This window comes from Bradyrhizobium sp. AZCC 1588, from assembly GCF_036924735.1.
In the GTDB taxonomy this organism is placed as follows: Bacteria; Pseudomonadota; Alphaproteobacteria; order Rhizobiales; family Xanthobacteraceae; genus Bradyrhizobium.
The window spans coordinates 3046068-3072254 of sequence record NZ_JAZHSC010000001.1 but is presented as its reverse complement, the minus strand read 5'-3'; the positions used below and the strand labels follow the sequence as shown (position 1 = coordinate 3072254).

Genomic DNA, 26187 nt, shown 5'->3' with positions numbered 1-26187 from the left:
CTTTACCGGGCCGGCTCACCGCGATCCATAGAGATAGCTGGGCAACCACAACGCAATTTCCGGGAAGATGTAGACCAGAGCCATGGTGAAGAAGACCAGGCCGACAAAGGGAAGCGCGCCGGAGAAGATGTCGGTGAGCTTCACTTGCGGCGGCGCCACGCCCTTTAAATAGAAGGCGGCCATCGCGACGGGCGGCGTGTTGAACGCTGTCTGCGTGTTCAATGCGACCAGGATGCCGAAGAAGATCGGATCGATGCCGTAGTTGGGAAGCAGCGGCAGGAAGATCGGCACGAAGATGATGATGATCTCGGTCCATTCCAGCGGCCAGCCGAGCAGGAAGATGATGATCTGGGTCAATAGCAGGAACTGGATCGGCGACAGGTTCATCGAGGCGAAGAACTGCTCGACCACGGTCTGTCCGCCAAGGACGGCAAACACCGCGGAAAACGTCCACGACCCGATGAACAAGTAGCAGACCATCGCAGTGGCGCGCACCGTCAGATATACCGATTCCTTCATCATCGTGTAGTTGAGCGAACGATAGGCGGCCGCCAGAACGATGCTCATGAGGGCACCTACCGCGGCCGCCTCGGACGGCGTCGCCAGCCCGAACAGGATGGCGCCGAGTACGGCGACGATGAGGAGCGCGAGCGGCAAGAATGATGTGGCGAGCGCCCAGATCACCGTGGAGATCGGCACGTTAGTCTGCTCGGGCGGCAGCTTCGGTGCGAGCGCGGGATTGATGATCGCGCGCGTGATAGCGTAGAGGACGTACAGCCCGGCCAGCAGGAACCCCGGAAAAAACGCGGCCGCATAAAGCTTGACCGCCGAAACGCCGGCGGTGGCCGCGTAGACGATCAGGAGAATGCTCGGTGGAATCAGGATGCCGAGGCAGCCGCCGGCGCAGACCACGCCTGCCGACAGCTTGGTGTCGTAGCCGGCCCGCAGCATGGCGGGCAAAGCCAGCAGCCCCATCAGCGTGACAACGGCGCCGACGATGCCGGTGGCGGTGGCGAACATTGCGCAAGTGATCAGAGTAGCCACCGCCAGCGCGCCCGGCACGTTCTTCATCGACAATTGCAGGGAGTAGAACAGGCGATCGAGAATGTTGGCGCGCTCGATCAGGTAGCCCATGAAGAGGAACAGCGGAACCGCCACCAGCACGTCGCTGGACGTGACCTCGAACGTCTTCTGCACCAGCAGCGTGAAGATGCGGTTCTGGAAGAACTCCTGACCGGGCGTGTAGTAGGCATAGTAGCCGAACGAGACGCCCATCGCCATCAGCGTGAAGGCGATCGGGAAGCCGAGCATGATGATGAAGATGAACAGCCCCAGCATCAGCATGCCGAGTTGAGGGTCGGTCATGCGCCGGCTCCTTTCTCGGTCGGCTCCACCGCAGCCTGGTGCTGTTGATGCTCGCGGATGATGAGGCTCTCGGTTTCCTCGACGTCGTGCAGGCGTTGCGGCCATTGGCCCGTGCGGATGCACAGTACGCAGCGGATGATTTCAGCGAAGCCTTGCAGAAACAGAAGCAGGCCGGTGATCGGGATCAGCGCCTTCAGCGGAAACACCGGCACGCCGGCCGGACTGAAGATGCTGACTTCGCGGAAGCGCACCGACATATCGGCATAATTCCAGCCCGAATACATCAATGCCGCAATCGCCGGCAGGAAGAACAGAATGTAGAGAACGAGGTCCATCGTCGCCTGGGTGCGCGGCGACCACAGCCGGTAGACCACATCGGCGCGCACATGGCCGTTGCGCGAGAGCGTGTAGGCGCCGGCCATCAGGAACATCGCGCCATAGGTGATGTAGCTGATGTCGAATGCCCAGGTGGTCGGCGCACGCAACACGTAGCGCATGAACACCTCGTAGCTGACACCGAGCGTGAGGACGAGGATCAGCCAGGCGAACGCCTTGCCAACCCATGTGCTGAGTTCATCGATGAAAAACAGAAATTTCTTCATGCGAGTTGAACTCGCGGCAAATCGCACATCCGGATGTCCCCCAGTTGCTGGCTGAGCGGCGCGTCAACCGCGCCGCCCATTATTCGTACCTCCGATCAGCGCTGCGGGCTCGTCAGACCTTGAGCACACCCGGGAAGTGGTGCTCGAAGGCGCCACGATAATCCGTCGCGTTGGTCATATTGTAGTAAACCACACGGCGCACCCATGCCTTCTGCGAGTCCATCACCTTCTTCATGAATGGATCCGACCCGAGCTGGGCGATCAAGCCGTCCCATGCCTTGATCTGCGCATCGAATACGGACTTCGGCGTCCGCTGAACGTTGACCTTGTCCTTGCTGATCAGTTCCTGCAGGTCCTTGGAGTAATAATCCATCCCCTTCCACTCGTTGGCGGAGGAGACTGCCTCTGCGGCATACTGCAGGATCGCCTTCTGCTCGGCGGCCAGCGCATTGTACTTCGTGCGGTTGAACATGATCTCGAAGTATTCCGTCGCCTGATGGTGGCTGCCCAACATGTAGTTCTTGGCGACGTCCTGCGCGCCGAAGCGCCTGTCCGAGGTCGGGTTGTTGAACTCGAATCCGTCGATCACGCCGCGCTCCATGGCCGGCACGATTTCGCCGCCCGGAAGCTGCGCGACAGAGGCGCCCATCACCTGGAACAAGTCGGCGGCGAGACCCACGGTGCGGTACTTGAGCCCCTTCAGGTCGGCATCGCTGTTGATCGGCTTTTTGAACCAGCCGAGCGGCTGGGTCGGCATCGGCATTGCGAAGAAGCTCTTGATATTGACCTTCATGATCTGGGTCTGGAGTTCTTCGAACAGCTCCTTGCCACCGCCGTTGTGAATCCAGCCAAGACCCTCGTTGGCATTGAAGCCGAACACGGGCCCGGTGCCGAACAGCGACGCGGCCTTGTGCTTGCCGTACCAGTAGACGGTCACCGTATGTGCCGCGTCGATCTGGCCGCCATGCACGCCGTCGAACACCTGGAACGGGTGCACGACCGAGCCGCCCACCAGATAGTCGATGCGCAACCGGCCGCCCGCCATCTCGTTGACGCGCTTCACATAGTCTTCGGCCATCTCGTTGAAGACGTCGGCCTTGCCCCACGAGCCCTGCATCCTCAGGGTTGCCGTCTGCGCCCGGCTGACTTGTGGCATCGCAATCGCCGCACCGCCGGCGGCCGCGGCCGTCAGGAAACGGCGCCGCGTCGTTCTTGTATCGCTACGCTTGCTCATGAGCTCCTCCCGGTTGAGATGTCGCCCGCTGTCGCCGCAGGCTTGTTTGTCTCAACGACAAGTCAAAGGCTTGCGCGGCATTTTGGCAAGCGGGAAGTGCGCGGGCTCCTTATGAATCGCTCAATTGGCAGGGTAACGTTGCTATCTCGCAGGCGCGAAGCAGGACCTGTTCGCGTTCGGCTGGGCGAATGCCCACCGGCGTCTTGCACTTTAGTCGCAGGAAGTTGGTGGCGCGGTGTCGGCAGTACGCTGAATCAAGTTGGGCTGATTTATTCCCGCGCCATTTCTGCGCTCAATAGCCGCGGCGCGGCACCCTTACCGATGGGTCAGGTGCTGCTGCCTGCCGCGGTCGCGACCACCGGCAAGACCTCGTTGGCCGCGCGGTCGGGGGTATCTTCCTTCCAGCGGACCGAGCCGAACGGCCGCTCCAGCATGCGGCGGACGCGGATCGGCTCCGGCCCTAGGTGAAAGTCGATCGCGCGCTGGTGCAGGGCGCGCTCGGACTGCGTCGCACGGTTGCGCTGGCGCAGATAATCGAGCCAGGTCGGGCAATGGTAGCGCTCGGTCCACAATTCGGGGTCGCCGATGTCGCGCGCGATCGACCAGCCATAGGCGCCGTTGCGCTGGCGGCTGAGCTGCACTTCCTGCATCACATTATGAAACGCGCGCGCGTTGTCCTGCGCGACGCGATATTCGATTTCGACCACCAGCGGCCCGCTGCGCCCCGTGAGCGACAGCCGCACCTCGGGATCGGCAAGCAGTTCGGTGGCATCCTCGTTGCGCGCGCCGACCGGCGGCATGCGCAGCCAGATGCCGAGCAGGGGCGAGATCAGCATCAGCCCGGCCGAGACCAATAGCGCGATCTCCACGCCGGCGAGGTCGGTGAGGTGTCCCCAGCCCCAGCTTCCCACCGCAATGCCGCCGGCGATCGACGCCTGGAAAGCCGCCAGCGAGCGGCCCGCAACCCAGCGGGGCGCTGAAAGCTGCACGCCGATATTGAACAGGGCGACCGCCAGCATCCACACCGCGCCGGCGAGCACGAGTGCAATCGCCGTCAGGACCGCGTTGGTGCTCAGGGCGACCGCCGCGATCGCGCCGGCCATCGATATCGCGCAGGCGCGCACCGCGGCCTCCCCGCTCATGCGCCGCCGCACCTCGCCGATATTCAGCGCGCCGAATACCGCGCCCATGCCGAAGGCCCCGAGCATGATGCCGTAGGTTTGCGCGCCGCCATGCAGGAGATCGCGGGCGACCAGTGGCATCAGCGCCGAGACCGAGCCGCCAATGATGCCGGTGACCAGCGTGCGCGTCAGCACGATCTTGATCGACGGCGAATTGGTGATGTAGCGCACGCCGGAGACCATGGCGCGGTTGAGCCGTTCGCGCGGCAGGCGCGACGGCTCGTTGGCGCGATTCCACAGAAACATCACCACCATCAGCGGCAGATACAGCACCGCATTGACGGCAAACGCCGCCACGGCGCCCGCGGTAGCAACGACGATTCCGCCGATCGCCGGGCCGAAACTGCGCGCAATGTTGTAGCTGATGCCGTTGAGCGCGACCGCCGCCGGCAGCGTTTCCGCCGGCACCTGCTCGGTCACTGAGGCCTGCCAGGCCGGCCCGAACAGCGCCATGCCGCTGCCGACGACGAAGCACAGCGCCAAGAGGATATTCGGCGTCACGAGGCCGAGCCACGCCAGCACCGTGAGCGCGGTTGCGCCGACAAGCGCGATGCCGAGCGAGACCAGCGCGACGATGCGGCGGTCGTGCATGTCGGCGATGGCGCCGGCGGGCATCGAGATCAGCATCACCGGCAGCATCAGCGCGGTCTGCACCAGCGCGACCTTGTCGGCCGAAGAAGTCATCTGCGTCATCGCCCAGGCCGCGCCGACGCCCTGGATCAAAATCCCCAGGTTGGAAACGAGGCTGGCGAGCCAGATGCGCCGGAACACCGCGTGTCGCAACGGCGCTGCGATCCCGTCAGTCGCAAGACGCGAGCGTTTCGGCTGGTCGGTCATGATCGGTTCCGTTGGCGTTCTGTCACCGGCTTGATTCCATTCGAATATAAAGTGATGCCTGCGAAAGCCCTGGCCTGTCCAGTCGAAGCAGCACTATCGGCGGTGCTATCGCACAGCTAAGGTATTGAAAAGCAACGGAAGGTTTCGGAATGCGGCTGTCGCGGCGGTTGATCCTCAAGGGTGCCGGAGCGTTGCCTTTGCTGGCGGGCGGTCTTCCGCTCCTCGGTTTGCCGGCGCGGGCGCAGACCGCACCAGCGGCCGTTCCGCCGATCCTGTTCGTGCATGGCAATGGCGACCACGCGGCACTCTGGATAACGACGCTGTGGCGAATGGAATCGAATGGCGTGCCACGCGAGCGAATGCTGGCGTTCAATTTTACCGATCCTCTGGCGCGCACCGATGACAAGGTGCAGCAACCGAACCGTTCCTCGACCGAAGACCAGCGCCGCGAGCTCGGCGAGGCCGTCAAGGAATTGCAGCGTCGCACCGGCGCGGCGGCGCATCGCCCTCGTCGGTAATTCGCGCGGCGGCTATTCGATCCGCAATTACATCAGAAATGGCGGCGGAGCTGATGTGAGCCACGCCGTGCTGTGCGGCGTTCCCAATCACGGAATCTATGATTGGGATGACGGCATCAATAACGAGTTCAACGGCCGCGGCCCGTTCTTGCGCGGCTTGAACGAGGGCGACAGCGAGGCGACGCCGGGCACGGCGTTTCTCACTTTGCGCAGCGACGGCAACGACAAATATGCGCAACCCGACGGACGCTTCGTCGGCAAGCCGGGCATACCGACCGGCGTGACATCAGATGGTCCTGCGCTGAAGGGCGCGACCAATCTGGTGCTCGGCGCGCTCGATCATCGCGAGGTCGCGTTTCATCCGCGCGCGTTTCGCGAGATCTACAAATTTATCGCTGGCGCAGAGCCGTCCCGAATCGAGATCGTGCCGGAAGCGGAAGTCAGGCTGAGCGGGCTTGTGACGGGTACGCCGGGCGGCGTTGTCACCAACCGTCCGGTCTCCGGCGCGACGGTCGAAATCTATCGCGTCTCTGCCGAGACCGGTGAACGGACCGGCGGTCCCATCCATTCTTCGCAAACCGGCGCCGACGGCCGTTGGGGCCCGGCGCAGGTCGAGGCTACCTGGTTTCTCGAAATCATGTTGACGTCAGCGGGTTCGCCGACGACCCATTTCTACCGCTCGCCGCTTCCGCGCTCCTCCGAAATCGTGCATCTGCGTGCCGCACGCCCGCTCGGGCCGGCCGATACCGGCGCGGGCGCCGTGGTCCTGATGTCGCGTCCGCGGGGCTATTTCGGCCTGCCGCGGGACGTAGTGCTAATCGACGGCAAGGAGCCTAGGGACGTGAAATCCGGCGTGCCGACCGATTCGGTCACGACCTTGCGGCTTCCGGCAGAGGAAGTCGGCAGGCCCGTGGTGACCATGTTCAACACCGAGCGGATCGTGGCGCGGGCCTGGCCGGCCTCGGAAAACCGGATTGCGGTTGCCGAACTGACTTATTAGCTGTTTCCTGACGGGTGCGCCTTTGTGGCGCCCGGATCGAATACATAGTTGGAGCCGTAGCCCGCATGAGCGAAGCGATATGCGGGGCGTTGGTCCCGGATATCGCCACGCTCGTCCGGGCTACGAGAGTGGCGCCGATGAGCATAGCCGAAGCCTACGACATGACGGTTGCGCGCGCACCGCTGGTGCCGCCGAGCCCGCCGCGGGCGCCCGACGACATGACGGTGTTCGGGCGGATGAAGGCTATCCGCGAAAGCCCGATCGGTAGCTGGGGCCAGCGGGCCTATGAGGAAGATATCGTCCAGGGCCGCTTCTTTGGACGCAGCACATTCATTCTCAACGCGCCGGATGCGATCAAGCATGTGCTGGTCGACAATTACGAAAATTATACGCGAACGCCGGCCGGTATCCGGGTGCTGCGTCCAATCCTCGGCGAAGGTCTTTTGATCGCGGAAGGGCGCGCGTGGAAGCATCAGCGCCGCACGTTGGCGCCGGCATTCACGCCGCGCGCGGTGATGCCGCTCATTCCGCACATGCTGGCGGCGACCGACCAGACGGTCGCCAAGCTGAGAGCCGCCAGCAATGGACACGTCGACCTGCGCGAGGCGATGCAGCGGATGGCGCTCGAGATCGCCGGGCGCACCATGTTCTCGTTCGGGATGGATCGCCATGGCGCTGCCTTGCGCGATTTCGTGATGGAATATGGCGAGCGGCTGGCGCGCCCGCATTTCCTCGATCTGCTGCTGCCGTTGAGCTGGCCAAGCCCGCAGGATATTGCGCGCAGCCGCTTCCGCAAGCGCTGGACCGTATTCGTCGGCATGTTGATGACCGAGCGCCGCGCCGCCGGCAAAACCGCGGGCGCGCCGGCGCGCGATCTGTTCGACCTGATGGGCGACGCGCGCGATCCGGAAACCGGCGAAGCCTTCTCAGACGAGCAACTCGGCGATCAGGTCGCGACCATGATTCTCGCCGGCCATGAGACGACGGTGACCGCACTGTTCTGGGCGCTCTATCTTCTGGCGCTCGATCCTGCCACGCAGGAGCAGGTGGCGAGCGAAGTACAGACCGCGCCTGTCAACGGCGCGTCCGATATCGAGCGGTTGAAATTCACCCGCGCGGTGATCGACGAGACCATGCGGCTCTATCCGCCGGCGTTCCTGATCGCACGCGCGGCGATCGGGCCAGATAAGATCGCGGGCCTGCCGGTCAAGAAGAAGGACGTCATTCTGATCGCGCCGTGGCTGTTGCATCGGCACGAAAAATTGTGGCGCGATCCGAGTGCCTTCATCCCGTCCCGCTTCATGACGGGAACGCCGCCCGACCGCTTCGCGTATCTGCCGTTCGGCGTCGGCGCCCGCGTTTGCATCGGCGCGCATTTCGCGCTGGTCGAGGCGACGCTGGCGCTAGCGAAGATGATCGGCGCGTTTCGCGTCACGCTGGTTGACAAGGATCCGGTGATGCCGGTCGGCGTGGTGACGACACAGCCCGACCGTTCGCCGATGTTCGCCATCACGCCTCGGTAGTCTTTTTTTGATCGGGGATTGCCGGACCAGGCGAAGAAAATGCGTCAGAGAAGGAAGCGCACCTTGCGCAGCCGCCGCGGGAGCGACATCTAGGTTGTCACCATGAGCGATACCCAGGCCCAGTTCGCAGTCTTGAAGCAGACCGCCGATCCCGCGGTGGTCGATGCCATCTCGCAACTGATCGCCAAGGGCGAGGACCGCGACCTCAACCGGATCAACCTGTTGGATTTCGCCGCGCGCTACGGGCTGGACGAGGAAAAGGTCATCTCGGCTTTCCTGCATTCGGCGCGGCTCGGGCTGTTCGATCTCACCTGGAATGTGCTGTGCCCCGGCTGCGGTGGCGTGCTCGGCGCGCACAGCACCCTGAAATCGCTACGCCACGACGATTACAATTGCGCGCTATGCGCCCAAGGTTACGAGGCATCGGTCGACGACCGCGTCGAGGTCGCTTTCACGGTCAGCCCGCGCGTCAGGCGCATCGCCGCGCACGATCCCAATACGCTGTCGATCTGGGAATATAACCGCCAGATATTCTGGAGCTCGGGGATGGACCTGAGCGAGGAATCGATCAAGCGTCTGATCGACGAGATCTCGCTGGAAGCCATCGAGCTGCCGGCGGGCGAGAAGGCGGTGCTGTCGCTGCAATTGCCCAACCAGTTCGTGATCGTGTTCGAGCCGGTGACGCATTCGGCGCATTTCTTCGATGTCCAGGGCGAGCCGACCCGCGAGCGGCAACAGTTTTCGATCGTCTTCAACAAGCTGCAGGCGCCCACGGGCTCGACGGTGATGCGGCCGGGACCACTACGGCTGTCGCTAGACAATCAGACCGACCACCGGGTGCTGCCCGCGGTCTGGGTCGCCAACGACACGCTCCATGAGCTGCTCGGCAAGCGCAAGCCGATCCTGACCGCCAAGCGGATGCTGTCCAACCAGACGTTTCGCGACGTCTTCAAGGCGGATAATCTCAACGTCGATCAGCGCCTCAAGATCACCTCGCTGACCTTCCTGTTCACGGACCTCAAGGGCTCCACCGCGCTCTATGAGCGGGTCGGCGATCTCGCCGCCTTCGACCTGGTGCGAGCGCATTTCCACGCGCTGCTCGAAATCATCGCATCGGAGAAGGGCGCGGTCGTGAAGACGATCGGCGATGCCGTGATGGCGACCTTCATCAGGCCGGAACATGCGATCGTCGCGGGCCTGCGCATGCGGGCGGCAATGGCGACGCTGAATGCCGAGCGCGGCCGGGAAGACCTGATTATCAAGATCGGCATCCACGAAGGTCCGTGCCTGGCGGTGATGCTGAACGAGCGGCAGGACTATTTCGGTCAGACCGTCAACATCGCTTCAAGGGTGCAGCACCTGTCGACCTCGCAGGAGATCCACATCACGGGACCTGTGATCGAATCGCCGGCCGTTGCCACCATTCTGGCGAAAAAGGCGATCAGGCCGATCCAGAAGGAAGCGGCGCTGCGCGGCATCGCCGACAAGGTGATGGTGTACGAGATACCTTAAACGACACTACTCGATCACGATCTCGCCGGTCATGCCGAGCTCGGCGTGGGTCTTGCCGTCGCTGGTCTTGATGTCGCAGCGTAGATCGTTGACGCGGCCGGCCGCGATCGGCACCAGCCACCATTCGGCGGATTGTCCCGGATAGACCTCGATCTCGCGAATCGCGCCCTTGAATTCGGCGAGCGTAACGGTCTTGCCGTTCTGCTGCTGCGTCACCTGCACCTTGCGCGTGAACACCATCTGCGAGAACGCGTGCGAGGTGAAGTAGTGCGGATCGTTGCTCGAATTGCGCAGGATCAGCTTGTAGAGCTTGCCGGTTTCGAACTTGAGTTGCTTCGGCGCGAATTCGTGTTTGCCGGGCGAGCCGAGATCGACCGTCACCTCGATCGGCGTCTGCCGCGACAGGTCACCTGCCGCAAGCGCTGCTCCGGACGCGATTCCCAACATAACGGCAGCACCAAGTGCGAAGCGCAACGAGGTCATGGTCGTTTCCTCTTTGAAAATAGCTTGCTGAAACAATGAGTTCTTTCCCTAGTGCAAATGCGAATGATTTGCAATTGGATATCGACCGACTGCCTGCGGCGAATCGCGCAGTCGGCCATTGGCCGATAGGCCGTGTCTTGCCGAAGCAGCAAGGTTACATGCTTTGAACCCGGGCCGAGCCAGCAGAAAAGCGAAGGCGCGCCGTTCGCCGTGGCGGCTTTGGGCACTGCCCAGGTTTCGCGCAGATGTTTCCGTCACACCCAACGTGACGCCGATTTAATCTGCGCGCCCTGTCAGCCACCCATCGCGCGGATTGCGAAGGCCAAGTCTTCGACCCATATTCGCTCGACAGCTTCTTCGAATTTGCAGGTAGATTGATGCTCGACGGACTGCGCCAATTCATTGCCGACATCGTTGCCCCCAACGCGGATCCGGACTTCGCGTTCGACGATACCGGGTATCTTCTCGCGGCGACTGCGCTACTGGTCCACGTCGTCTCGCTCGACGGCGAGCCGAGCGCGATCGAGAAGCGCAAATTGCACAGTTTGATCGAAAGCCGATTCAAGCTCGATCCCGGGACTGCGGATCATTTGATCGCGTCGGCGACGCGGGCCGAAGGCGAGGCGGTCGATCTCTATCGTTTCACCAGCGTCATCATGCGTTCGGTGAACGAAGAGGGCCGGCTTCGCATCATCGAGATGATGTGGGAAGTGGTATACGCGGACGGCCAGGTCAGTGAGTTCGAGGATAACGTCGTCTGGCGCGCGGCTGACCTGCTCGGCATTTCCTCGCGCGACCGGATCGACCTCAAGCGTCGGGTGGCTGAGCGGCAGCCGGTCTCGTCCGCAGGTGCGCCGAAGGCCGAAGACGCAGCAATGTGACAATGAGCGGCGCAGCCACGCGTCATTGCAGATGACGAAACTTTGATGTTCGCCGCAACCGGCTGCGGCAGCGCGCGATAAGCCTGAAAACATAGAGACTTCAGCGCGTGGAGCACACAGGCCGGCATGGGCCATGTTTGGGGGATGGCTTGCGCCACACCGCGCGCCTATGCTCTCGTTCCCGTGCTGCAGCATAACCCTGATTTGATTTTAAGAGCATTCAACCGTGACCGAGCGTGTGACGCTGATTACTGGTGCATCGGCGGGCATAGGCACCGAGCTGGCGCGCGTTTTTGCATCGAAGGGTCATCGCGTGGCGCTGGTGGCGCGGCGCGCTGATCGCCTGGAAGCGTTGGCGACGGAAATTAAGGCGGCCGGCGGCACGGCGCCGATCGTCATCCCCTGCGACCTTGCGCAACCCGACTGTGGCGACAGGATTGCCGAGGCCTTGACCGCCTCCGGCGTGGAGGTTGAATACCTCGTCAACAACGCCGGATTTGGCGTATTTGGCAGAGCAATCCAGCGCGATCGGTCCAACCAGCTCGAGATAATCGCCGTCAACATCCGCGCGCTGACGGACCTGTCACTGCGGTTTTCCGATCACCTGATCCGCAATCGCGGCGGCCTTCTCAACGTCGGCTCGATCGCGGGCTTTCTGCCGGGACCGGGAATGGCGGTTTATTACGCGTCCAAGGCCTATGTGCTGTCGTTCACCGAAGCCATGCGTGCAGAACTGGCGCCACATGGCGTGCGCGTGACAGTGTTGTGTCCGGGGCCCGTGCCCTCGGAATTTCAGGCACGCGCAGGATTTAGACCCGGCTATGATTCGTCGATCCTCAATATGTCGTCGGCTGATGTCGCGCAGCAGGCCTACAGCGGATTGATGGCGAACAAACGGGCAGTGTTGCCCGGCCTCGGCATCAAGTTTGTGCCGTTCATGCTCCGGCTGTTTCCGCGCTCCTTTATCCTCGGGGCGATCGGTCGCTTCCAGCTCCGCCAGCGCTGAAGAATCCCCGGGTTTTTCCGGTGTTCTTGCCCGTTCGCACCGCGGGCCGGGGGAGCTGACCGCATCTGGCCCGCCGGTTTGCTTACATTTTTGGATGTGTGTGTGAACTCACGCGAAATTAATACTCACTTAGGTATGGTTTCGATTCGAGACACCTGAGCAACGTCGATGTCGTTCCGGTCGAGCAAAAATGGCGACAACATCGTGCCCTTTCCGGGCAGAGGGGCGCTGCCTGCGCTTGCGCCTGACGCCGCATCCCCGTCACCGGTTCTGATCGTGCTCCACCAGGAAAGCTCGACACCCGGCCGGGTTGGCAACGCGCTGCGCGCGCTCGGCTATCCCCTCGATATCAGGCGACCGCGGTTCGGCGACCCGTTGCCGGAAACGCTGGCCCAGCATGCCGGCGCCGTCATCTTCGGCGGCCCGATGAGCGCCAACGACTCCGACGACTATGTCCGCCGCGAGATCGACTGGATCGAAATTCCCTTGCGCGAGCGGCGGCCGTTTCTCGGCATCTGCCTGGGCGCGCAGATGCTCGCCAAGCAATTGGGCGCGCAGGTCGCGCCGCATCATGAAGGCAGGGTCGAGGTCGGTTACTATCCGATCCGCCCAACCGCTGCTGGTCACGCGCTCTGTTCGGACTGGCCGGAGCGCGTCTACCATTGGCACGGCGAAGGATTTCAACTGCCTGACGGCGCCGAACTGCTGGCGGAAGGCGATGACTTTCCGGTGCAGGCGTTTCGGCACGGCCACGCGTTCGGCTTCCAGTTTCATCCCGACGTCACCTACGCCATGATGCATCGCTGGACCACGCGCGGATGCGTGCGGATGGATTCGCCGGGCGCGCAGCCGCGTCACCTTCACTTCGAAGGCCGCGCCGTGCACGACGTCGTCGAACGGGCGTGGCTGAAGAATTTCATTGCAGGCTGGATCGTGTGCGCGCCGCACGCGGCTCTGCTGGAAGCGGCCGAATAGCCGCCACGCGGAATTTCACCCGCGCCATCGCACGTCTTTCAAAGACCGCCGATGTGATAGTGTCGCGCTCCTGAGCCCGCACGGCAATGACAAGAACGACAGGGAGACCCGCGGTGACCTATCAGCATATTCTCTACGAGGTGAGCGACAAGATCGCGACCATCACGCTCAACCGCCCCGACCGCATGAACGCATGGACCGCGACCATGGAGCACGACGTGCGCCACGCGATGGAGGCGGCCAGCGCCGACGACGATGTCCGCGTCATCGTGCTCACCGGCGCCGGCCGCGCCTTCTGCGCAGGTGCGGACATGGAGGCGTTGCAGGCCATCGACCCCAGCGAGATCAGGCGCGGCGAGAACATCCCGCCCTTCGACATGAACCGCCGGGCGGACTGGCAGACGCGCTACGCCTATTATCCGGCGATCCCAAAACCCGTGATCGGCATGCTCAACGGCGCCACCGCCGGCATCGGCCTGGTCCACGCGCTTTATTGCGACCTGCGTTTTGCGGCCGACAACACCGTCTTCACTACCTCGTTTGCGCGCCGCGGGCTGATCGCCGAGCACGGCATTAGCTGGATGCTGCCGCGCATCGTCGGCCACGCCAATGCGCTGGATTTGCTGATGTCGGCGCGGCGAGTCTCAAGCGAGGAAGCGTTGCGGATCGGGCTGGTCAACCGGATCTATCCGCCGGAGCAGTTGCGCGAGCAGACGTATGCCTACGCGCGCGATCTCGCCGATTTCGTCTCGCCCAGCGCGATTTCGGTCATCAAGCGCCAGCTCTACGACGTGCCGTTCCAGACGCTCGCCGAAGCCACCATCGACGCCAACCGCGAAATGCAGATCGCGCTGAAGGGGAGCGATTTCCGGGAGGGGGTAGCGAGTTTTGTCGAGAAGCGGCCGCCGCGGTTTACGGGGAAGTGAGGGGGAGGGGCGACGATTACCTTGTTGCGGGTCCGGCCCGTCTTCGCCCGTTGGGCTTCGCCGGGCACCACGCTTCACCCTTCGGGCATCACGTGGCTGCGCCACGCGTAGCCCGAAGGGCGAAGCGTGGTGGAGCCAGGCGGGATCGAACCGCCGACCTCGTCATTGCGAACGACGCGCTCTCCCAGCTGAGCTATGGCCCCGTCGCGACCGCCTCGATATGACCCGAAGCAGCCGACAATCGGCGCCATTTACAGTCCGGCCCAAGGCCAAGTCAAGAACGGTGAAAGTACCGATTTTGGCGTGATTTTGCCGGGAACTTCCCTTGTTTGCGGGGGGATGAACCGATATCTAGCTGTCTATCCCTCCTCGCGAGCTCCCCCTCCCATGCGCGCTATCCTCGACATCGTCATCATTGTCCTTGACCTATACGTCTGGCTTTTGATCGCCGCGGCCATCCTGTCCTGGCTGATCGCCTTCAATGTCGTGAACACGCGCAACGGGTTCGTCGCGGCGGTGGCGGAATTCCTGTACCGGATCACCGAGCCGGCGCTGGCGCCGATTCGCAGGTTCATGCCCAACCTGGGTGGGCTCGACATTTCGCCGATCATCCTGATCCTGATCATCATGCTCTTCCAGCGGGTAATTCTCTACTATATCTACCCCAACGTCATCTGACCGCGAGCACTGATAGCTGACGGATGCCCGATGGATCCCTGGCGCTACTCCACCGACGGCATCAGTGTCGCGCTGCGGGTGACACCACGCGGCGGCCGCGACGATATCGATGGCATTGAGACGCTCGCCAACGGCCGCTCGGTGGTGAAGGTTCGCGTCCGCGCCATCGCCGACGGCGGCGAGGCCAACCGTGCGGTCACGGAACTGCTGGCGAAGGTGCTCGGCGTCCCGAAGGCGAGGGTGAAAATCCTGTCGGGCATGACCTCGCGCATCAAGCAGGTCGCCGTTGATGGCGATCCCAAGATTCTCGGCGAAACGCTGCGAAAGGTAGCCGCCGCCAAAGCATGATCCGGACCCGGAGGGCCGCGGAAGCGCAAAGTGGGAACTGGTTTTCCGAAAGGATCATGCGTCAAAGCGAAGACGAAGGATTGAGATGACGGCACGCATTATCGACGGAAAGGTCATTGCGGCGGAGCTTCGCGCCCGTGTCGCGGAAGAGGTCGCGCGGGTCAAAGGCGAGCATCAGGTCACGCCGGGCCTTGCGGTGGTTCTGGTCGGCAACGACCCCGCCAGCGAGGTCTATGTCCGCAGCAAGCACACCCAGACGCAGGCCGCCGGCATGGCCTCGTTCGAGCACAAACTGCCCGCCGACGTCGCGCAGGCCGATCTCCTGGCGCTGATCGCAAAGCTCAACCACGATCCCGCCGTGCACGGCATTCTCGTGCAATTGCCGCTGCCGAAATCGCTTCACGCCGAAACCATTATCAACGCGATCGATCCCGCCAAGGATGTCGACGGGCTGCATCCCAACAATGCCGGCCGGCTGGCCGGCGGCTTTGCCGCGCTGTCGCCGTGTACGCCACTCGGCTGCATCATCCTGACCAAGAGCGTGCATGCCTCGCTGGAAGGCATGAACGCGATCGTCATCGGCCGCTCCAACCTGGTTGGCCGCCCGCTGGTGCAATTGCTGCTGAATGAAAATGCGACGGTGACGATCGCGCATTCGCGCTCAAAGGACCTGCCGCAACTCTGCGCGCGCGCCGATCTAATCTATGCCGCGGTCGGCAAGCCCGAAATGGTGCGCGCCGACTGGATCAAGCCAGGCGCCACCGTGATCGACGTCGGCATCAACCGCCTGCCCTTGGCCGACGGCAAGACGCGGCTGGTCGGCGATGTCGCCTTCAAGGAAGTCGCCGAGGTCGCCGGTGCGATTACGCCGGTGCCGGGCGGCGTCGGCCAGATGACGGTGGCGTGCCTGTTGGTGAATACGCTACGTGCGGCCTGTGCGATTCACGGGCTGCCGAAGCCGGGGGTGTAGGAGTTACCGTCGTTCCGGGCTCGATGCTGACGCATCGCCCCGGAATGACACTACCTCGTCAGCGGCCACGACGCGCTGAAAGAAGCTACTTCTTCTTGGCGCGCTCGATGCCTTCCAGGATGAGGCGGTGGGCGTCCTCGGCGCCGCACCAGCGCAGCACCTTCACCCATTTGCCCTTTTCGAGATCCTTGTAGTGCTCGAAGAAGTGCTGGATCTGCTGCAGCGTGATGTCGGGCAGGTCGTTGTAGTTCCGGACCTTGTCGTAGCGCTGGGTGAGTTTTGAGGATGGCACGGCGATGATCTTCTCGTCGCCGCCGGCCTCGTCTTCCATCAGCAAGACGCCGACCGGCCGCACGCTCATCACGGCGCCCGGCACGATGGCGCGCGTATTGGCAATCAGCACGTCGCAGGGATCGCCGTCGCCGGACAGCGTGTGCGGGATGAAGCCGTAATTGCCGGGATAGCGCATCGCCGTATAGAGGAAGCGATCGACCACCAGCGTGCCGGCTTCCTTGTCCATCTCATATTTGATCGGCTCGCCGCCAACGGGCACCTCGATGATGACGTTGACGTCGTGTGGCGGATTTACTCCGATCGGGATGGCGTCAATGCGCATAAGTGGCTCCGCTTGGCGTTAAGGGGCGCGCCAGGAATCAGGCGTGCGTCAGGGTCCCTTTAGACCCGCAGCCGAGCAGGGAAAAGCCTGAAATAGCTTCAGTTGGTCCAGGCAAAAGCGACTTTATCGAGCGATTTGGCCCCGAACTTCTCCGAGGAGCGGGCCACCATGCGACCGCCGAGCGCGCGGTAGAATTCCGTCGCCGGATCGTTGTCCGACAGCGCCCAGATCACCATGCTCTTCAGCCCGCTCTGCATCAGATCGCGCCGGGCGGCGGTGAACAGGCGGCGGCCGAAGCCGAGGCCCTGGAATTCCGGCCGCAGATAAAGCTCGTAGATCTCGCCTTCGAAATGCAGGCTGCGGGCGCGGTTGCGGCCGTAATTGGCGTAGCCCGCGACCTTGTCGCCGAACACCAGCACGCTGACGCGGCTGCCTTTGCGGATTGCGCTGTCCCACCATTGCGGGCCGCGACGGTTAATAAGTTTTTCGAGCTCGGCGCCGGGAATGATGCCCTGATAGGCGGAGCGCCAGGCTTCATCATGGGTAGACGCCACCGCGGCTGCGTCTGCAGCCTTGGCCGGTCGAACCTCGATCAGGGTTGTGCTCATATCCTGATCAAAGCAAGTCGGCGGGCCGGCTTCAAGGTCCATCGTTAATTATCGGTTAACCTGTGGATTTTCTGCATCAGTTTTATGTTGGTCTGTACCGAAAGAGGACAAGGGGGCTGTCTCATCAGGTGTTTGGCCACGGCAATGGCGGCGGAATCGTTGTTAGAATCATCCAACCAAACGGCCCGGTGAAATCCGTTCACGGAAAAATGCGCAGGATTTGATTCGCCGGCGGTATTCTGTTGGTGACTTCGCAATACGCCCTTCCCTCGGCTGCACCAGGCCAGTTCATGCGTCCCCTAAACATGCTTCCTGCGCTGGTCCTCGTTGCCGCGATCGGTGTGAAGGCGGCCGCCGCGCAGCCCAGCCTTGGCGCGCAAGGCCCGGAAGGCGAGCCTCACCGGCTGCAACAATGGATGGTGCCTGCTCCCGATCCTGCCACCGCCGCGCATGCGGTGCTGTTTCGGCCGCCGGGCAAGGGGCCGTTTCCGCTCGCCGTGATTGCGCACGCCTCGACCCAGAACGTGTTGCGGCGGGCGCAGATGCCGCAGCCCGAATACCGCTCGCTCGCCGGATGGCTCGTGACCCGCGGTTTTGCCGTGCTGGTTCCTGAACGCCCGGGTCACGGCGTAACGGGCGGAAAATACCAGGAGGATCAGGGCGGCTGCGACGAGGCTGATTACGCCAAGTCTGGCCGCGTTGTGGCGGATGCGATCGCCGCTGCCGCCGGCTTCATACGCAAGCAGCCCTTCATCCGCACCGAGGGCATGGTCGTGATCGGACATTCGGCCGGTGCCTGGGGTGCACTGGCGCTGGCCGGCGAAGATCCGAAGAACGTTGCGGCCATCATCGCGTTCGCGCCGGGGCGCGGCGGGCATGCCGATGATTCTTCCAGCCGGGTCTGCGCGCCGCACACGCTGATGGCTGCCGCGGGCGAATTCGGCAAGGCCGCACGCGTGAGAGTGACGTGGCTGGTGGCTGCCAATGACAGCTACTTTTCGCCCGCATTCTCGCGTCAACTGGCCGATGCGTTTCGCGCCGCCGGCGGCAAGGCCGATTTTCGCGTGCTGCCGGCCCATGGCAGTGAAGGCCACTGGCTGGTGGAAACTGGCGGCGGTGTAACCCTCGCCGGACCTGAACTCGATCGTGCCTTGAGGGCGCGGTCCCGTACGCCGGCGGCCAAGCGATGACGCTGTATTTCCTCGTCAAATATCTCCATGTACTCGGCGCGATCGTCATTCTCGGCACCGGCGCCGGCATCGCGTTCTTTATGCTGATGGCCCATCGCAGCCGGGACGTGGCGTTCATCGCGCGCACGGCAGAGACCGTCGTGATCGCCGACATGCTGTTCACGCTGACGGCGGTGCTGCTGCAGCCGCTGAGCGGTGGCGCGCTGATGTGGCTGTCCTCCACCGCGTGGAGCGAGCGTTGGCTGATGATCTCGCTCGGGCTCTATGCGGTGGCGGGGCTGTTCTGGGTGCCGGTCGTCTTGATGCAGATTGAAATGCGCGATCTCGCGCGCAAGGCGGCGGAGCAAAGCCGGGAGTTGCCGTCGCGCTATTTCGCACTTTTCCACCGCTGGTTTCTGTTTGGGATTCCCGGGTTTGGCTCGGTCATGGCTATTCTCTGGCTGATGATCGCCAAACCGTTCTAGGCAGCATGAACGCCGACATCCGAAAAATCCTAGTGCTCGGCGCCTCCGGCCTGATCGGCCGCTTCGTGACCGACGATCTGCGCGGGAGGGGATTTCGCGTGGTTGGCGTAGCCCGAAGATTATCCGCCTCGCAGAAGAACGGCGCGCTCGATCTCGAACTGCCGCTCATGTCGATGGATGCGGCTGCGATGGCGCGGCTGCTGCGCGATCACGGCGTCGGCCTCGTCGTCAATTGCCTCGGCGTGCTGCAGGACGGCCCCGGCAGCGACACCGCCGCCGTGCATCGCGAATTCGTCGCGCGGCTGTTGCAGGCGATCCGCGAAAGCCGCCTCGCGATCCGGCTGGTGCATATCTCGATCCCCGGTGTCGCCGAGACCGACGCCACCGCCTTCAGCACCACCAAGCGCGAGGCCGAACGGCTGATCGCCGATTCCGGCGTCCCGTACACGATCCTGCGGCCGGGTTTCGTGGTGGCATTGGCTGCCTATGGCGGCAGCGCCATGCTGCGCTCGGTCGCAGCACTTCCGATCGATCTTTCGCCCGCCGAACGGCTGACGCCATTCCAGCCGGTCGCCATGGAGGATATCGCGGCGACGATTGCCTGGCTTGCCGCGCGCGATCCGGGCGAGGCGAACGCGGTGACGTGGGACCTGATGCAGGAGCAGCCGGTCACGCTCGGCGACGTGATCGATCAATTTCGCGAGGTGTTCGGCACCGGCAAATGGTGGCGCATTGTGATGCCGGCGTTCCTGCTCGATCTCGGCGCCAGGCTCGGCGACCTCACGAGTTTGCTCGGCTGGATGCCGCCGATGCGGACCACGGCGATTGCGGAGCTGCGGCGCGGCGTCAGCGGCAGCCCCGCGGGCTGGATGGCCGCCACCGGCATCATACCGAAGACGATCGGGCAAATGGCGGGAAAACGCGTGGCGACCATCCAGGATAAATGGTTCGCCCGGCTATTCCCGATCAAGGCCCTGATGATCGCAAGCCTCGTGCTGTTCTGGGTCGTCTCCGGCTTCATTGCGCTGGTGATTTCCTATGACGCGGCGGCCGGAATCCTGCGCAGCCACGGTTTTCCGCCGGCGCTCGTTGCCCCCATCACGGTAGGTACCAGCCTAATGGATATGACCATCGGCGTGCTGATCGCGTTCCGCCGCACCTCGGCATTTGGCCTGGTAGCGGGTATCATTGCCTCGCTCGGCTATATGATCGGCGCCGCAATCCTGACGCCGGACCTCTGGATCGAGCCGCTCGGCGCGCTGGTGAAAACGGGACCCGCGGTCGTGCTGATGCTGGTGGCGCTGCTGACGTTGGATAACCGATGAGCCCAAATCCGTGACCCAATGGCCAGATGATGACGTGATCCTCTATGACGGCGTCTGCGTCTTCTGCTCGCGCTGGGTCCGCTTCGTCGCGAAACGCGACGTCGAGCGGAGGTTTCGCTTTACGGCGATCCAGTCGGGGTACGGTACACGACTGGCGCAGACGTTTGGCATCGATCCCAACGATCCCGACACCAACGCGGTGGTGCATGGAGGCGTCGCGTATCTCAAATCGGACGCCGCGCTGACAGTGCTCGGCATGCTGCCGGGCTGGCGATGGACGCGTGTGCTGTTTGCCGTACCGAAGCCGCTGCGCGACGCGGTCTACAGCCTCGTGGCGACAAATCGCTACCGGATTTTCGGGAAGTACGATGAATGCTTCGTGCCGGACGCAGAGATGCGGGCGAGGGTGATGGAGTAGGAAAGAACGTCGCCTCAACCGTCATTGCGAGGAGCAAAGCGACGAAGCAATCCATGTCTCGGCAAGCCGCGAAATGGATTGCTTCGCTTCGCTCGCAATGACGGATGTCAGGCTCAGCGCTTGGTCAAAACTTCCTGCGCCGCCCGCTCACCCGAATCCCGCGCGCCATGCGCGGTCGAGAAGAACTCCGGCGAGGTCGCCTCGCCCGCAAAGAACAACCGGCCATCGACGGGCGCGGCGAGGACCTCGCGATCTCCCGCATGCCCCGGCAGCGCGTGTGAATAGGAGCCGCGGGCGAAAGGATCATGCGCCCAGCGTGACTCCGCGAGCGGCTTCAGCTTGCGGCGAAAATCGTTGCCGAGGATCGAGACGATCTCGTCGATGCTTGCTGCGGCCAGCGCACCGGGGCCGGCGTCCTCCAGCGACTGCGCAAAGCGGCCGCCGAAAAAGCCTTCGATGCAGGGCTGGCCGAAGGGGCGGATGTGATAGGTGCCCATTTCGGTGCGCATGGTGGCGGCGCGCAGATTACCCTCTACGGGCAGCGCCTCCGGCTCATCCACTGCCAGCGTCACCTTGTCGGCGAGGCCAAGCGGCAGGCCGCGCGCGGCATCGACCTTTTGCGGCAATGGCGGGTGAAAGCGGATGGCCTCGTCGGCGATCAGGCTGGTCGGCACCGTGATGATCACCTTGTCGGCCGTCAGCGTGCCGCGCGACGTCTCGATGCGGACGCGCTTGGTGGAATGATCGATCAGCGTCACGGCGCAATTGAGCGCAAGCGGACACGTGGCGCCATAGGCCGCTATCAGCGCGCCATAGCCGCGGCGGACGCGCCAGTTGATGTCGGTGTCTTCATAGGCGTCCATGTCGAGGATCGAGACCTGGTCGAGCTCGCAGCCGTTGACGTAAGTCGAGATCGCATCGATCATCGGGTTCCAACGATTACCAGGCTCAAGATAAAGGCTTGCGGCGCAGTCGCGGCCACTCTTCTCGGCTTCCGCCGCTGCTACTTCGGCGCGGTCGTAGAACGCATTGAGCGCGTGCATGAAGTCGTCGCGCTCGGCCTGCGGAAACGCCTTGCCGTGAGCGCGCTCGCGCCAGGGCGGCAGTGACCTGTTGATCTCGAAACCGAGTTGTTCGGCGATTTTGACAAAGGAGTTCTCATCTGCCGAATGCAGCCAGCCGCAGCCGACGTCGAAGGTGACGTCAGGCGAGGCCATGATGGTGTGTGCGCGGCCGCCGACGCGATCACGCGCTTCCAGCACGATGACGGAGAGGCCGGAATTTTTCAGCGCATTCGCCGCGCCGAGCCCGGCAGCGCCGGCGCCGATGATGGCGACATCGACTGAGGAGGGGAGAGACGTCATGCGCAGGCTCTAGCACGTTCGCCGCGAGGGCTGAATAGGCCGTAACGCCGCCTTGAAGCCAGTTGGCGATTTGCGCGGCCGGCGCAAAGCTGCTTGTCACTCTGCCTGAAGTTGTGTTGAATGAACCATTCCCTTTTTACATTTTTAGGCAGGAATTTTCCCCATGACCATGACCATGACCGATGCCGAATTCGACAAGGTTCACAAGCGAACGGCGGTGCTCGTCGTCCATGGCATTGGGAGCCAGCGGGCGCTGGAAACCGTGCGTGGCGTCATCAAGGGCGTCTGGTTGAACAGTGAAAATCCCTATGACGCGGGCCGAAGGCTGTGGAGCCATCCCCAACGGGACGGCGCGGATATCGACCTGACGGTAATGACAACCAACGAGGTGCCCGAATCAAGGGACAAGCGCGCGGTCGATTTCCACGAACTTTATTGGGCCCACCTGATGAGCGAAACCAAGCCGGTCGCAGTTTTGCTCTGGCTGTACGAGCTTTGCCGAAAGGGCCCGATCATGAAGGAGGGGATCAACGGGCTCTGGTGGGTCGCGTCCATCTTCCTGTCTTTCATGAATCTTTCTCTCGCCCTGCTGGCGCTAAAAGGCGCGGTCATTTTTGCGCAAGTCTCTGTCGTCCAGAATCTGCTGGTCGCTCCGTTCCTGCTGATCTTCAGCTCGCTGGTATTCGGCTTCTTTATCGCGCTGAAATGGCGGGCTTTCCGTCTCATCAGAAAGCTTGCCGCGTTTTGCGTGATCGGCGTGATTGTCAGCGCGGTCTACTTTGGCGTTGAGTTCAATCCGCTTTGGGAACCGACGGAGAAATTACCGGATGCAGCCGAGCTCGCCACCATCGTAGCGCTCCCAACGCTGATCGGCTTGATCGCCACCTACCTCCTAACCGGAGAACCCGGCTTGCGGGCGTTCTGGCGTGCGCTTCTAATATCGCTGATCGTGGCCGGCATGTTCGTCGGCGTCGACCGACTCTGGCATTCGGACACGCCCTTTGTGGAGACTTTGGTTACGGCATGGCCCTGGGGCTTGAACTCACCCTGGAGCGCGCCGGTGGCCTTTGCCATCCTGGGCATCTATCTCATCGTCAACGCGGCGTTCCTGCAGCCATACCTCGGCGACGCGGCGCGCTATTTCCGTGCCTCGCCGGCCAATGTCGCAGTGCGCCGCGCGATCCGAATGGAGGCGGTCAACGCGCTTCATAACCTGCACCAGAGTGGCTATTACGACCGCATCATCGTCGTGGCCCACAGCCTCGGAACCGTCGTCGCATATGACATGCTGCGCGCCTATTTCAGCCGGATTTGCCGAGATCTGCCTCCAGTCACGACCTTCGGAACCGATTTTGACGAGATCGACACCGCCTCCTGGCAGCCAAGCGGCACGGCATCCGCTGCCGACAAGAAGGCCCTGCGGGAGAAAGCGCGACGTGCCGTCGCGAGCATCGCGGCGGCAGCGGAAAAGGCCGGTGAAGATAAAAAGACAAAGACATGGCTAGTGACCGATTTCGTAACACTAGGAAGCGCGCTGAGCCATGCGACCTTCCTGATGTGCATCGGCAATACCCGCCGTCTTCTCGAATCCGATTTCTGCCGTCGCGTTGCCGAGCGCGAATTCCCGACTTGCCCGCCGAAACGTCTCGACAATGACGGCCTGCTTACTTTCCGCAACCCGAAGACAGGGCAGAAACAGGTCCATCATGGCGCACTGTTCGGCCTGACCCGATGGACCAACATCTTTTTTCCGATGGTGCAGATCTTCTGGGGCGACGCGATCGGCGGCAAGCTCGCGCCGATCTTCGGGTCGCACATCGTCGACTACCCGGTCGCGACGCGCGGGGATGGCGCCGCGGACTTCTTCACCCATACCGCCTATTGGGACGTTTGCCGCGAGCCTGAAACGTTTCAGGCCCCGCATGTCATCGCGCTTCAGGAGGCCATCGACCTTGCGGATAAAGGCAAGGCCGTCGCCGTGGTCGACAGCGCCCTGGCATCCAACGCAGCAGGATAGTTTACGCCACCGCTTCCTTGGCCTTTTCCGCGCGCTTGCGGTCGTTGGCGTCGAGGAACTTCTTGCGCAGGCGGATCGACTTCGGCGTCACTTCGACCAGCTCGTCGTCCTCGATATAGGCCAGCGCCTTTTCCAGCGTCATCCTGATCGGGGGCGTCAGGCGCACCGCCTCGTCCTTCGACGTGGTGCGGATGTTGGTGAGCTGCTTGCCCTTGAGCACGTTGATCTCGAGATCGTTGTCGCGGGTGTGCTCGCCGACGATCATGCCCTTGTAGACCTTCCAGCCGGGCTCGATCATCATCGGGCCGCGATCCTCCAGCTTGAACATCGCGTAAGCCACCGCTTCGCCCTGGTCGTTGGAGATCAGCACGCCGTTGCGGCGGCCCTGGATGTCGCCCTTGTAGGGCGCATAGCCGTGGAACAGGCGGTTCATGATCGCGGTGCCGCGGGTATCGGTGAGCAGTTCGCCCTGATAGCCGATCAGGCCGCGGGTCGGCGCGTAGAACACCAGCCGCAGGCGGTTGCCGCCGGAAGGGCGCATCTCGATCATCTCGGCCTTGCGCTCGCTCATCTTCTGCACGACAACGCCGGAATGCTCCTCGTCGACGTCGATCACGACCTCCTCGATCGGCTCCTGCCACTGGCCGGTGGCTTCGTCCTTCTGCAGCACGACGCGCGGACGCGACACCGAAAGCTCAAAGCCTTCGCGGCGCATGGTCTCGATCAGGATCGCGAGCTGCAATTCGCCGCGGCCTGATACTTCCATGGAATCCTTGTCGGCGGCCTCGACCACGCGCAGCGCTACGTTGCCCTCGGCCTCGCGCAACAGGCGGTCGCGGATCATGCGCGAGGTCACCTTGTCGCCTTCGGTGCCGGCAAGCGGCGAGTTATTGACGATGAACGACATCGATACCGTCGGCGGATCGATCGGCTGCGCCACCAGCGGCGTCTCGACGGAAGGATCGCAGAAGGTGTCGGCGACGGTACCCTTGGTCAGCCCGGCAATCGCGACGATGTCGCCGGCTTCGGCTTCATCCAGCGGGGTGCGCTCGATGCCGCGGAAGGCGAGGATCTTTGTGATACGCCCTTGTTCGATCGTCTTGCCGTCAGCGCCCAGCACCTTCACCTGCTGGTTCGGCTTGATCGCGCCAGAGGTGATGCGGCCGGTGATGATGCGGCCGAGATAGGGATTGGCTTCCAGAATGGTGCCGATCATCCGGAACGGGCCCTGCTCGACGCTCGGCGGCGCGACATGGCGCACGATCAGGTCGAACAGCGGCTGCATGCCGGCTTCCTGCGAGCCGTCCGGGCTGTCGGCCATCCAGCCCTGCTTGGCCGACCCGTAAAGAATCGGGAAATCGAGCTGCTCCTCGCTGGCGTCGAGCGCCGCGAACAGGTCGAACACCTCGTTGATGACTTCGGTCGGGCGCGCATCGGGACGATCGACCTTGTTGATCACGACGATCGGCTTCAGCCCGACCTTGAGCGCCTTGGAGACCACGAACTTGGTCTGCGGCAGCGGGCCTTCGGCGGCATCGACCAGCACCAGCGCGCCATCGACCATGTTGAGGATGCGCTCGACCTCGCCGCCGAAATCGGCGTGGCCGGGGGTGTCGACGATGTTGATACGGGTGTCCTTCCACTGCACCGAGGCGGCCTTGGCCAGAATGGTGATGCCGCGCTCGCGCTCCAGGTCGTTGGAGTCCATCGCGCGCTCGGTGACCTTCTGGTTCTCGCGATAGGTGCCGGATTGCTGCAGCAGACGGTCGACGAGGGTGGTCTTGCCGTGGTCGACGTGGGCGATGATGGCGACGTTACGAAGGTTCATGGCTCTTCTTCTGGTCGTGCATGTGGAGGCGCGATCTCACCGGAAAACCGGGACCCACTTTTCCGGATCGCGCTCAAACCTGGGATGCGAACGGGGCCATGGCTCAAACCTGGCCCCAAAAAGGAAGCCCGGCCAAAAGGACCGGGCACACCTTACGCGTTGCGGCGCAATATATTCAGAAAACGCCAAAAAACAATGGTTCGTTTGGCATTTGGTTAGCCGATTTTGGGCATGGCGCCGGGCTCAATTGCCCGTTTCAGGGGCGGGATAAACTGCGCAAAACCTCGTCAAAATGGGCTTTGACCGCCTCATTGCAGC

The 26187-nt window shown here is 63.1% G+C and carries 23 protein-coding genes, 1 tRNA gene and 1 pseudogene; 15 read left to right on the top strand and 10 right to left on the bottom strand.

From position 1 onward, the window contains the following. Window positions 1-15: 15 nt before the first annotated feature. From V1277_RS14325 to V1277_RS14310, 4 genes are all read right to left on the bottom strand, one after another. Window positions 16-1365 (bottom strand): TRAP transporter large permease, encoded by a 1350-nt coding sequence (locus V1277_RS14325; protein WP_334416787.1) that lies wholly within the window; start codon window positions 1363-1365, stop codon window positions 16-18. Beyond that, entirely contained in the window at window positions 1362-1967 is a 606-nt protein-coding gene (locus V1277_RS14320) for a TRAP transporter small permease subunit (protein ID WP_334416785.1), read from the bottom strand. The genes V1277_RS14325 and V1277_RS14320 overlap by 4 nt, the downstream gene beginning before the upstream one ends. Before the next feature lie 112 nt (window positions 1968-2079). Beyond that, the gene (locus tag V1277_RS14315) at window positions 2080-3201 is read right to left on the bottom strand and encodes a TRAP transporter substrate-binding protein (RefSeq protein ID WP_334416783.1); all 1122 of its coding nucleotides are present in this window, start codon (window positions 3199-3201) and stop codon (window positions 2080-2082) included. A 326-nt stretch (window positions 3202-3527) separates the two neighbouring features. Continuing rightward, window positions 3528-5219, bottom strand: coding sequence for an MFS transporter (locus V1277_RS14310; RefSeq protein WP_334416781.1), 1692 nt, complete (start codon window positions 5217-5219; stop codon window positions 3528-3530). Window positions 5220-5368: 149 nt separating this feature from the next. Here V1277_RS14310 and V1277_RS14305 point away from each other — a divergent pair. The 3 genes and pseudogenes from V1277_RS14305 to V1277_RS14295 all read left to right on the top strand — a co-directional run bounded on the left by V1277_RS14305 (window position 5369) and on the right by V1277_RS14295 (window position 9772). Beyond that, a pseudogene (locus tag V1277_RS14305) lies at window positions 5369-6737 on the top strand (hydrolase). A 137-nt stretch (window positions 6738-6874) separates the two neighbouring features. Further along, a complete protein-coding gene (locus V1277_RS14300) occupies window positions 6875-8260 on the top strand; it encodes a cytochrome P450 (RefSeq protein WP_334416779.1) in 1386 nt (461 codons plus the stop codon). A 102-nt stretch (window positions 8261-8362) separates the two neighbouring features. Beyond that, complete coding sequence (locus V1277_RS14295; protein ID WP_334416777.1) at window positions 8363-9772, top strand: adenylate/guanylate cyclase domain-containing protein; 1410 nt, start codon at window positions 8363-8365, stop codon at window positions 9770-9772. A 6-nt stretch (window positions 9773-9778) separates the two neighbouring features. Here the strand turns inward: V1277_RS14295 and V1277_RS14290 are convergent, their stop codons facing one another. Beyond that, entirely contained in the window at window positions 9779-10255 is a 477-nt protein-coding gene (locus V1277_RS14290; RefSeq protein ID WP_334416775.1) for a hypothetical protein, read from the bottom strand. A gap of 377 nt (window positions 10256-10632) precedes the next feature. Between V1277_RS14290 and V1277_RS14285 the strand changes: the two genes are divergently transcribed. From V1277_RS14285 to V1277_RS14270, 4 genes are all read left to right on the top strand, one after another. Next, window positions 10633-11136, top strand: coding sequence for a tellurite resistance TerB family protein (locus V1277_RS14285; RefSeq protein ID WP_334416774.1), 504 nt, complete (start codon window positions 10633-10635; stop codon window positions 11134-11136). Between the two features lie 226 nt (window positions 11137-11362). Further along, window positions 11363-12142, top strand: coding sequence for an SDR family NAD(P)-dependent oxidoreductase (locus V1277_RS14280; RefSeq protein ID WP_334371800.1), 780 nt, complete (start codon window positions 11363-11365; stop codon window positions 12140-12142). A gap of 168 nt (window positions 12143-12310) precedes the next feature. Continuing rightward, entirely contained in the window at window positions 12311-13117 is an 807-nt protein-coding gene (locus V1277_RS14275) for a glutamine amidotransferase (protein ID WP_334416772.1), read from the top strand. Between the two features lie 113 nt (window positions 13118-13230). Further along, window positions 13231-14043, top strand: a complete 813-nt coding sequence (locus V1277_RS14270) for an enoyl-CoA hydratase (protein WP_334416770.1) — start codon at window positions 13231-13233, stop codon at window positions 14041-14043. A 127-nt stretch (window positions 14044-14170) separates the two neighbouring features. Here V1277_RS14270 and V1277_RS14265 read toward each other — a convergent pair. After that, window positions 14171-14246: transfer RNA gene (locus V1277_RS14265), tRNA-Ala, on the bottom strand. A gap of 184 nt (window positions 14247-14430) precedes the next feature. Between V1277_RS14265 and V1277_RS14260 the strand changes: the two genes are divergently transcribed. The 3 genes from V1277_RS14260 (at window position 14431) to folD (ending at window position 16039) form a co-directional block, all read left to right on the top strand. After that, window positions 14431-14721: a YggT family protein gene (locus tag V1277_RS14260; RefSeq protein WP_334371807.1), complete on the top strand. Its 291-nt coding sequence runs from the start codon at window positions 14431-14433 to the stop codon at window positions 14719-14721. A 30-nt stretch (window positions 14722-14751) separates the two neighbouring features. Then, window positions 14752-15069: a DUF167 domain-containing protein gene (locus tag V1277_RS14255; protein ID WP_028348404.1), complete on the top strand. Its 318-nt coding sequence runs from the start codon at window positions 14752-14754 to the stop codon at window positions 15067-15069. A gap of 85 nt (window positions 15070-15154) precedes the next feature. After that, window positions 15155-16039 carry a bifunctional methylenetetrahydrofolate dehydrogenase/methenyltetrahydrofolate cyclohydrolase FolD gene (gene folD / locus V1277_RS14250; protein ID WP_334416767.1) on the top strand — a complete coding sequence of 295 codons (885 nt, stop codon included), beginning with the start codon at window positions 15155-15157 and terminating at the stop codon, window positions 16037-16039. 85 nt (window positions 16040-16124) lie between these two features. Here the strand turns inward: folD and ppa are convergent, their stop codons facing one another. Both ppa and V1277_RS14240 read right to left on the bottom strand, forming a co-directional pair. Continuing rightward, window positions 16125-16655: an inorganic diphosphatase gene (gene ppa / locus V1277_RS14245; protein WP_028348406.1), complete on the bottom strand. Its 531-nt coding sequence runs from the start codon at window positions 16653-16655 to the stop codon at window positions 16125-16127. Window positions 16656-16753: 98 nt separating this feature from the next. Continuing rightward, window positions 16754-17263, bottom strand: coding sequence for a GNAT family N-acetyltransferase (locus V1277_RS14240; RefSeq protein ID WP_057842744.1), 510 nt, complete (start codon window positions 17261-17263; stop codon window positions 16754-16756). Window positions 17264-17553: 290 nt separating this feature from the next. Between V1277_RS14240 and V1277_RS14235 the strand changes: the two genes are divergently transcribed. Genes V1277_RS14235 through V1277_RS14220 form a run of 4 tightly spaced genes read left to right on the top strand, consistent with a single transcriptional unit; the run spans window position 17554 to window position 20660 of the window. Then, entirely contained in the window at window positions 17554-18453 is a 900-nt protein-coding gene (locus V1277_RS14235; protein ID WP_334416766.1) for an alpha/beta hydrolase family protein, read from the top strand. Beyond that, the gene (locus V1277_RS14230) at window positions 18450-18917 is read left to right on the top strand and encodes a DUF2269 family protein (RefSeq protein WP_334416764.1); all 468 of its coding nucleotides are present in this window, start codon (window positions 18450-18452) and stop codon (window positions 18915-18917) included. The genes V1277_RS14235 and V1277_RS14230 overlap by 4 nt, the downstream gene beginning before the upstream one ends. Window positions 18918-18922: 5 nt before the next feature. After that, complete coding sequence (locus tag V1277_RS14225; protein WP_334416762.1) at window positions 18923-20242, top strand: SDR family oxidoreductase; 1320 nt, start codon at window positions 18923-18925, stop codon at window positions 20240-20242. A 10-nt stretch (window positions 20243-20252) separates the two neighbouring features. Further along, a complete protein-coding gene (locus V1277_RS14220) occupies window positions 20253-20660 on the top strand; it encodes a thiol-disulfide oxidoreductase DCC family protein (RefSeq protein ID WP_334416760.1) in 408 nt (135 codons plus the stop codon). 113 nt (window positions 20661-20773) lie between these two features. On the opposite strand, the gene V1277_RS14215 is transcribed toward V1277_RS14220, so the two are convergent. Next, window positions 20774-22024 carry a flavin monoamine oxidase family protein gene (locus V1277_RS14215; protein ID WP_334416758.1) on the bottom strand — a complete coding sequence of 417 codons (1251 nt, stop codon included), beginning with the start codon at window positions 22022-22024 and terminating at the stop codon, window positions 20774-20776. 163 nt (window positions 22025-22187) lie between these two features. Between V1277_RS14215 and V1277_RS14210 the strand changes: the two genes are divergently transcribed. Then, window positions 22188-24041, top strand: a complete 1854-nt coding sequence (locus V1277_RS14210) for a hypothetical protein (RefSeq protein WP_334416756.1) — start codon at window positions 22188-22190, stop codon at window positions 24039-24041. Between the two features lies 1 nt (window position 24042). Here the strand turns inward: V1277_RS14210 and typA are convergent, their stop codons facing one another. After that, entirely contained in the window at window positions 24043-25869 is a 1827-nt protein-coding gene (gene typA, locus V1277_RS14205; protein WP_334371825.1) for a translational GTPase TypA, read from the bottom strand. Between the last annotated feature and the right edge of the window lie 318 nt (window positions 25870-26187).

What these genes read in the sequence shown, in the direction of transcription:
- V1277_RS14320 (WP_334416785.1), bottom strand. Translation starts at nt 1,967, where the DNA reads ATGAAGAAATTTCTGTTTTTCATCGATGAACTCAGCACATGGGTTGGC.
- ppa (WP_028348406.1), bottom strand. Translation starts at nt 16,655, where the DNA reads ATGCGCATTGACGCCATCCCGATCGGAGTAAATCCGCCACACGACGTC.
- V1277_RS14225 (WP_334416762.1), top strand. Translation starts at nt 18,923, where the DNA reads ATGAACGCCGACATCCGAAAAATCCTAGTGCTCGGCGCCTCCGGCCTG.
- V1277_RS14290 (WP_334416775.1), bottom strand. Translation starts at nt 10,255, where the DNA reads ATGACCTCGTTGCGCTTCGCACTTGGTGCTGCCGTTATGTTGGGAATC.
- V1277_RS14215 (WP_334416758.1), bottom strand. Translation starts at nt 22,024, where the DNA reads ATGACGTCTCTCCCCTCCTCAGTCGATGTCGCCATCATCGGCGCCGGC.
- V1277_RS14325 (WP_334416787.1), bottom strand. Translation starts at nt 1,365, where the DNA reads ATGACCGACCCTCAACTCGGCATGCTGATGCTGGGGCTGTTCATCTTC.
- V1277_RS14235 (WP_334416766.1), top strand. Translation starts at nt 17,554, where the DNA reads ATGCGTCCCCTAAACATGCTTCCTGCGCTGGTCCTCGTTGCCGCGATC.
- V1277_RS14315 (WP_334416783.1), bottom strand. Translation starts at nt 3,201, where the DNA reads ATGAGCAAGCGTAGCGATACAAGAACGACGCGGCGCCGTTTCCTGACG.
- typA (WP_334371825.1), bottom strand. Translation starts at nt 25,869, where the DNA reads ATGAACCTTCGTAACGTCGCCATCATCGCCCACGTCGACCACGGCAAG.
- V1277_RS14255 (WP_028348404.1), top strand. Translation starts at nt 14,752, where the DNA reads ATGGATCCCTGGCGCTACTCCACCGACGGCATCAGTGTCGCGCTGCGG.
- V1277_RS14260 (WP_334371807.1), top strand. Translation starts at nt 14,431, where the DNA reads ATGCGCGCTATCCTCGACATCGTCATCATTGTCCTTGACCTATACGTC.
- V1277_RS14275 (WP_334416772.1), top strand. Translation starts at nt 12,311, where the DNA reads ATGTCGTTCCGGTCGAGCAAAAATGGCGACAACATCGTGCCCTTTCCG.
- V1277_RS14310 (WP_334416781.1), bottom strand. Translation starts at nt 5,219, where the DNA reads ATGACCGACCAGCCGAAACGCTCGCGTCTTGCGACTGACGGGATCGCA.
- V1277_RS14295 (WP_334416777.1), top strand. Translation starts at nt 8,363, where the DNA reads ATGAGCGATACCCAGGCCCAGTTCGCAGTCTTGAAGCAGACCGCCGAT.
- V1277_RS14230 (WP_334416764.1), top strand. Translation starts at nt 18,450, where the DNA reads ATGACGCTGTATTTCCTCGTCAAATATCTCCATGTACTCGGCGCGATC.
- V1277_RS14210 (WP_334416756.1), top strand. Translation starts at nt 22,188, where the DNA reads ATGACCATGACCATGACCGATGCCGAATTCGACAAGGTTCACAAGCGA.
- folD (WP_334416767.1), top strand. Translation starts at nt 15,155, where the DNA reads ATGACGGCACGCATTATCGACGGAAAGGTCATTGCGGCGGAGCTTCGC.
- V1277_RS14300 (WP_334416779.1), top strand. Translation starts at nt 6,875, where the DNA reads ATGAGCATAGCCGAAGCCTACGACATGACGGTTGCGCGCGCACCGCTG.
- V1277_RS14285 (WP_334416774.1), top strand. Translation starts at nt 10,633, where the DNA reads ATGCTCGACGGACTGCGCCAATTCATTGCCGACATCGTTGCCCCCAAC.
- V1277_RS14240 (WP_057842744.1), bottom strand. Translation starts at nt 17,263, where the DNA reads ATGAGCACAACCCTGATCGAGGTTCGACCGGCCAAGGCTGCAGACGCA.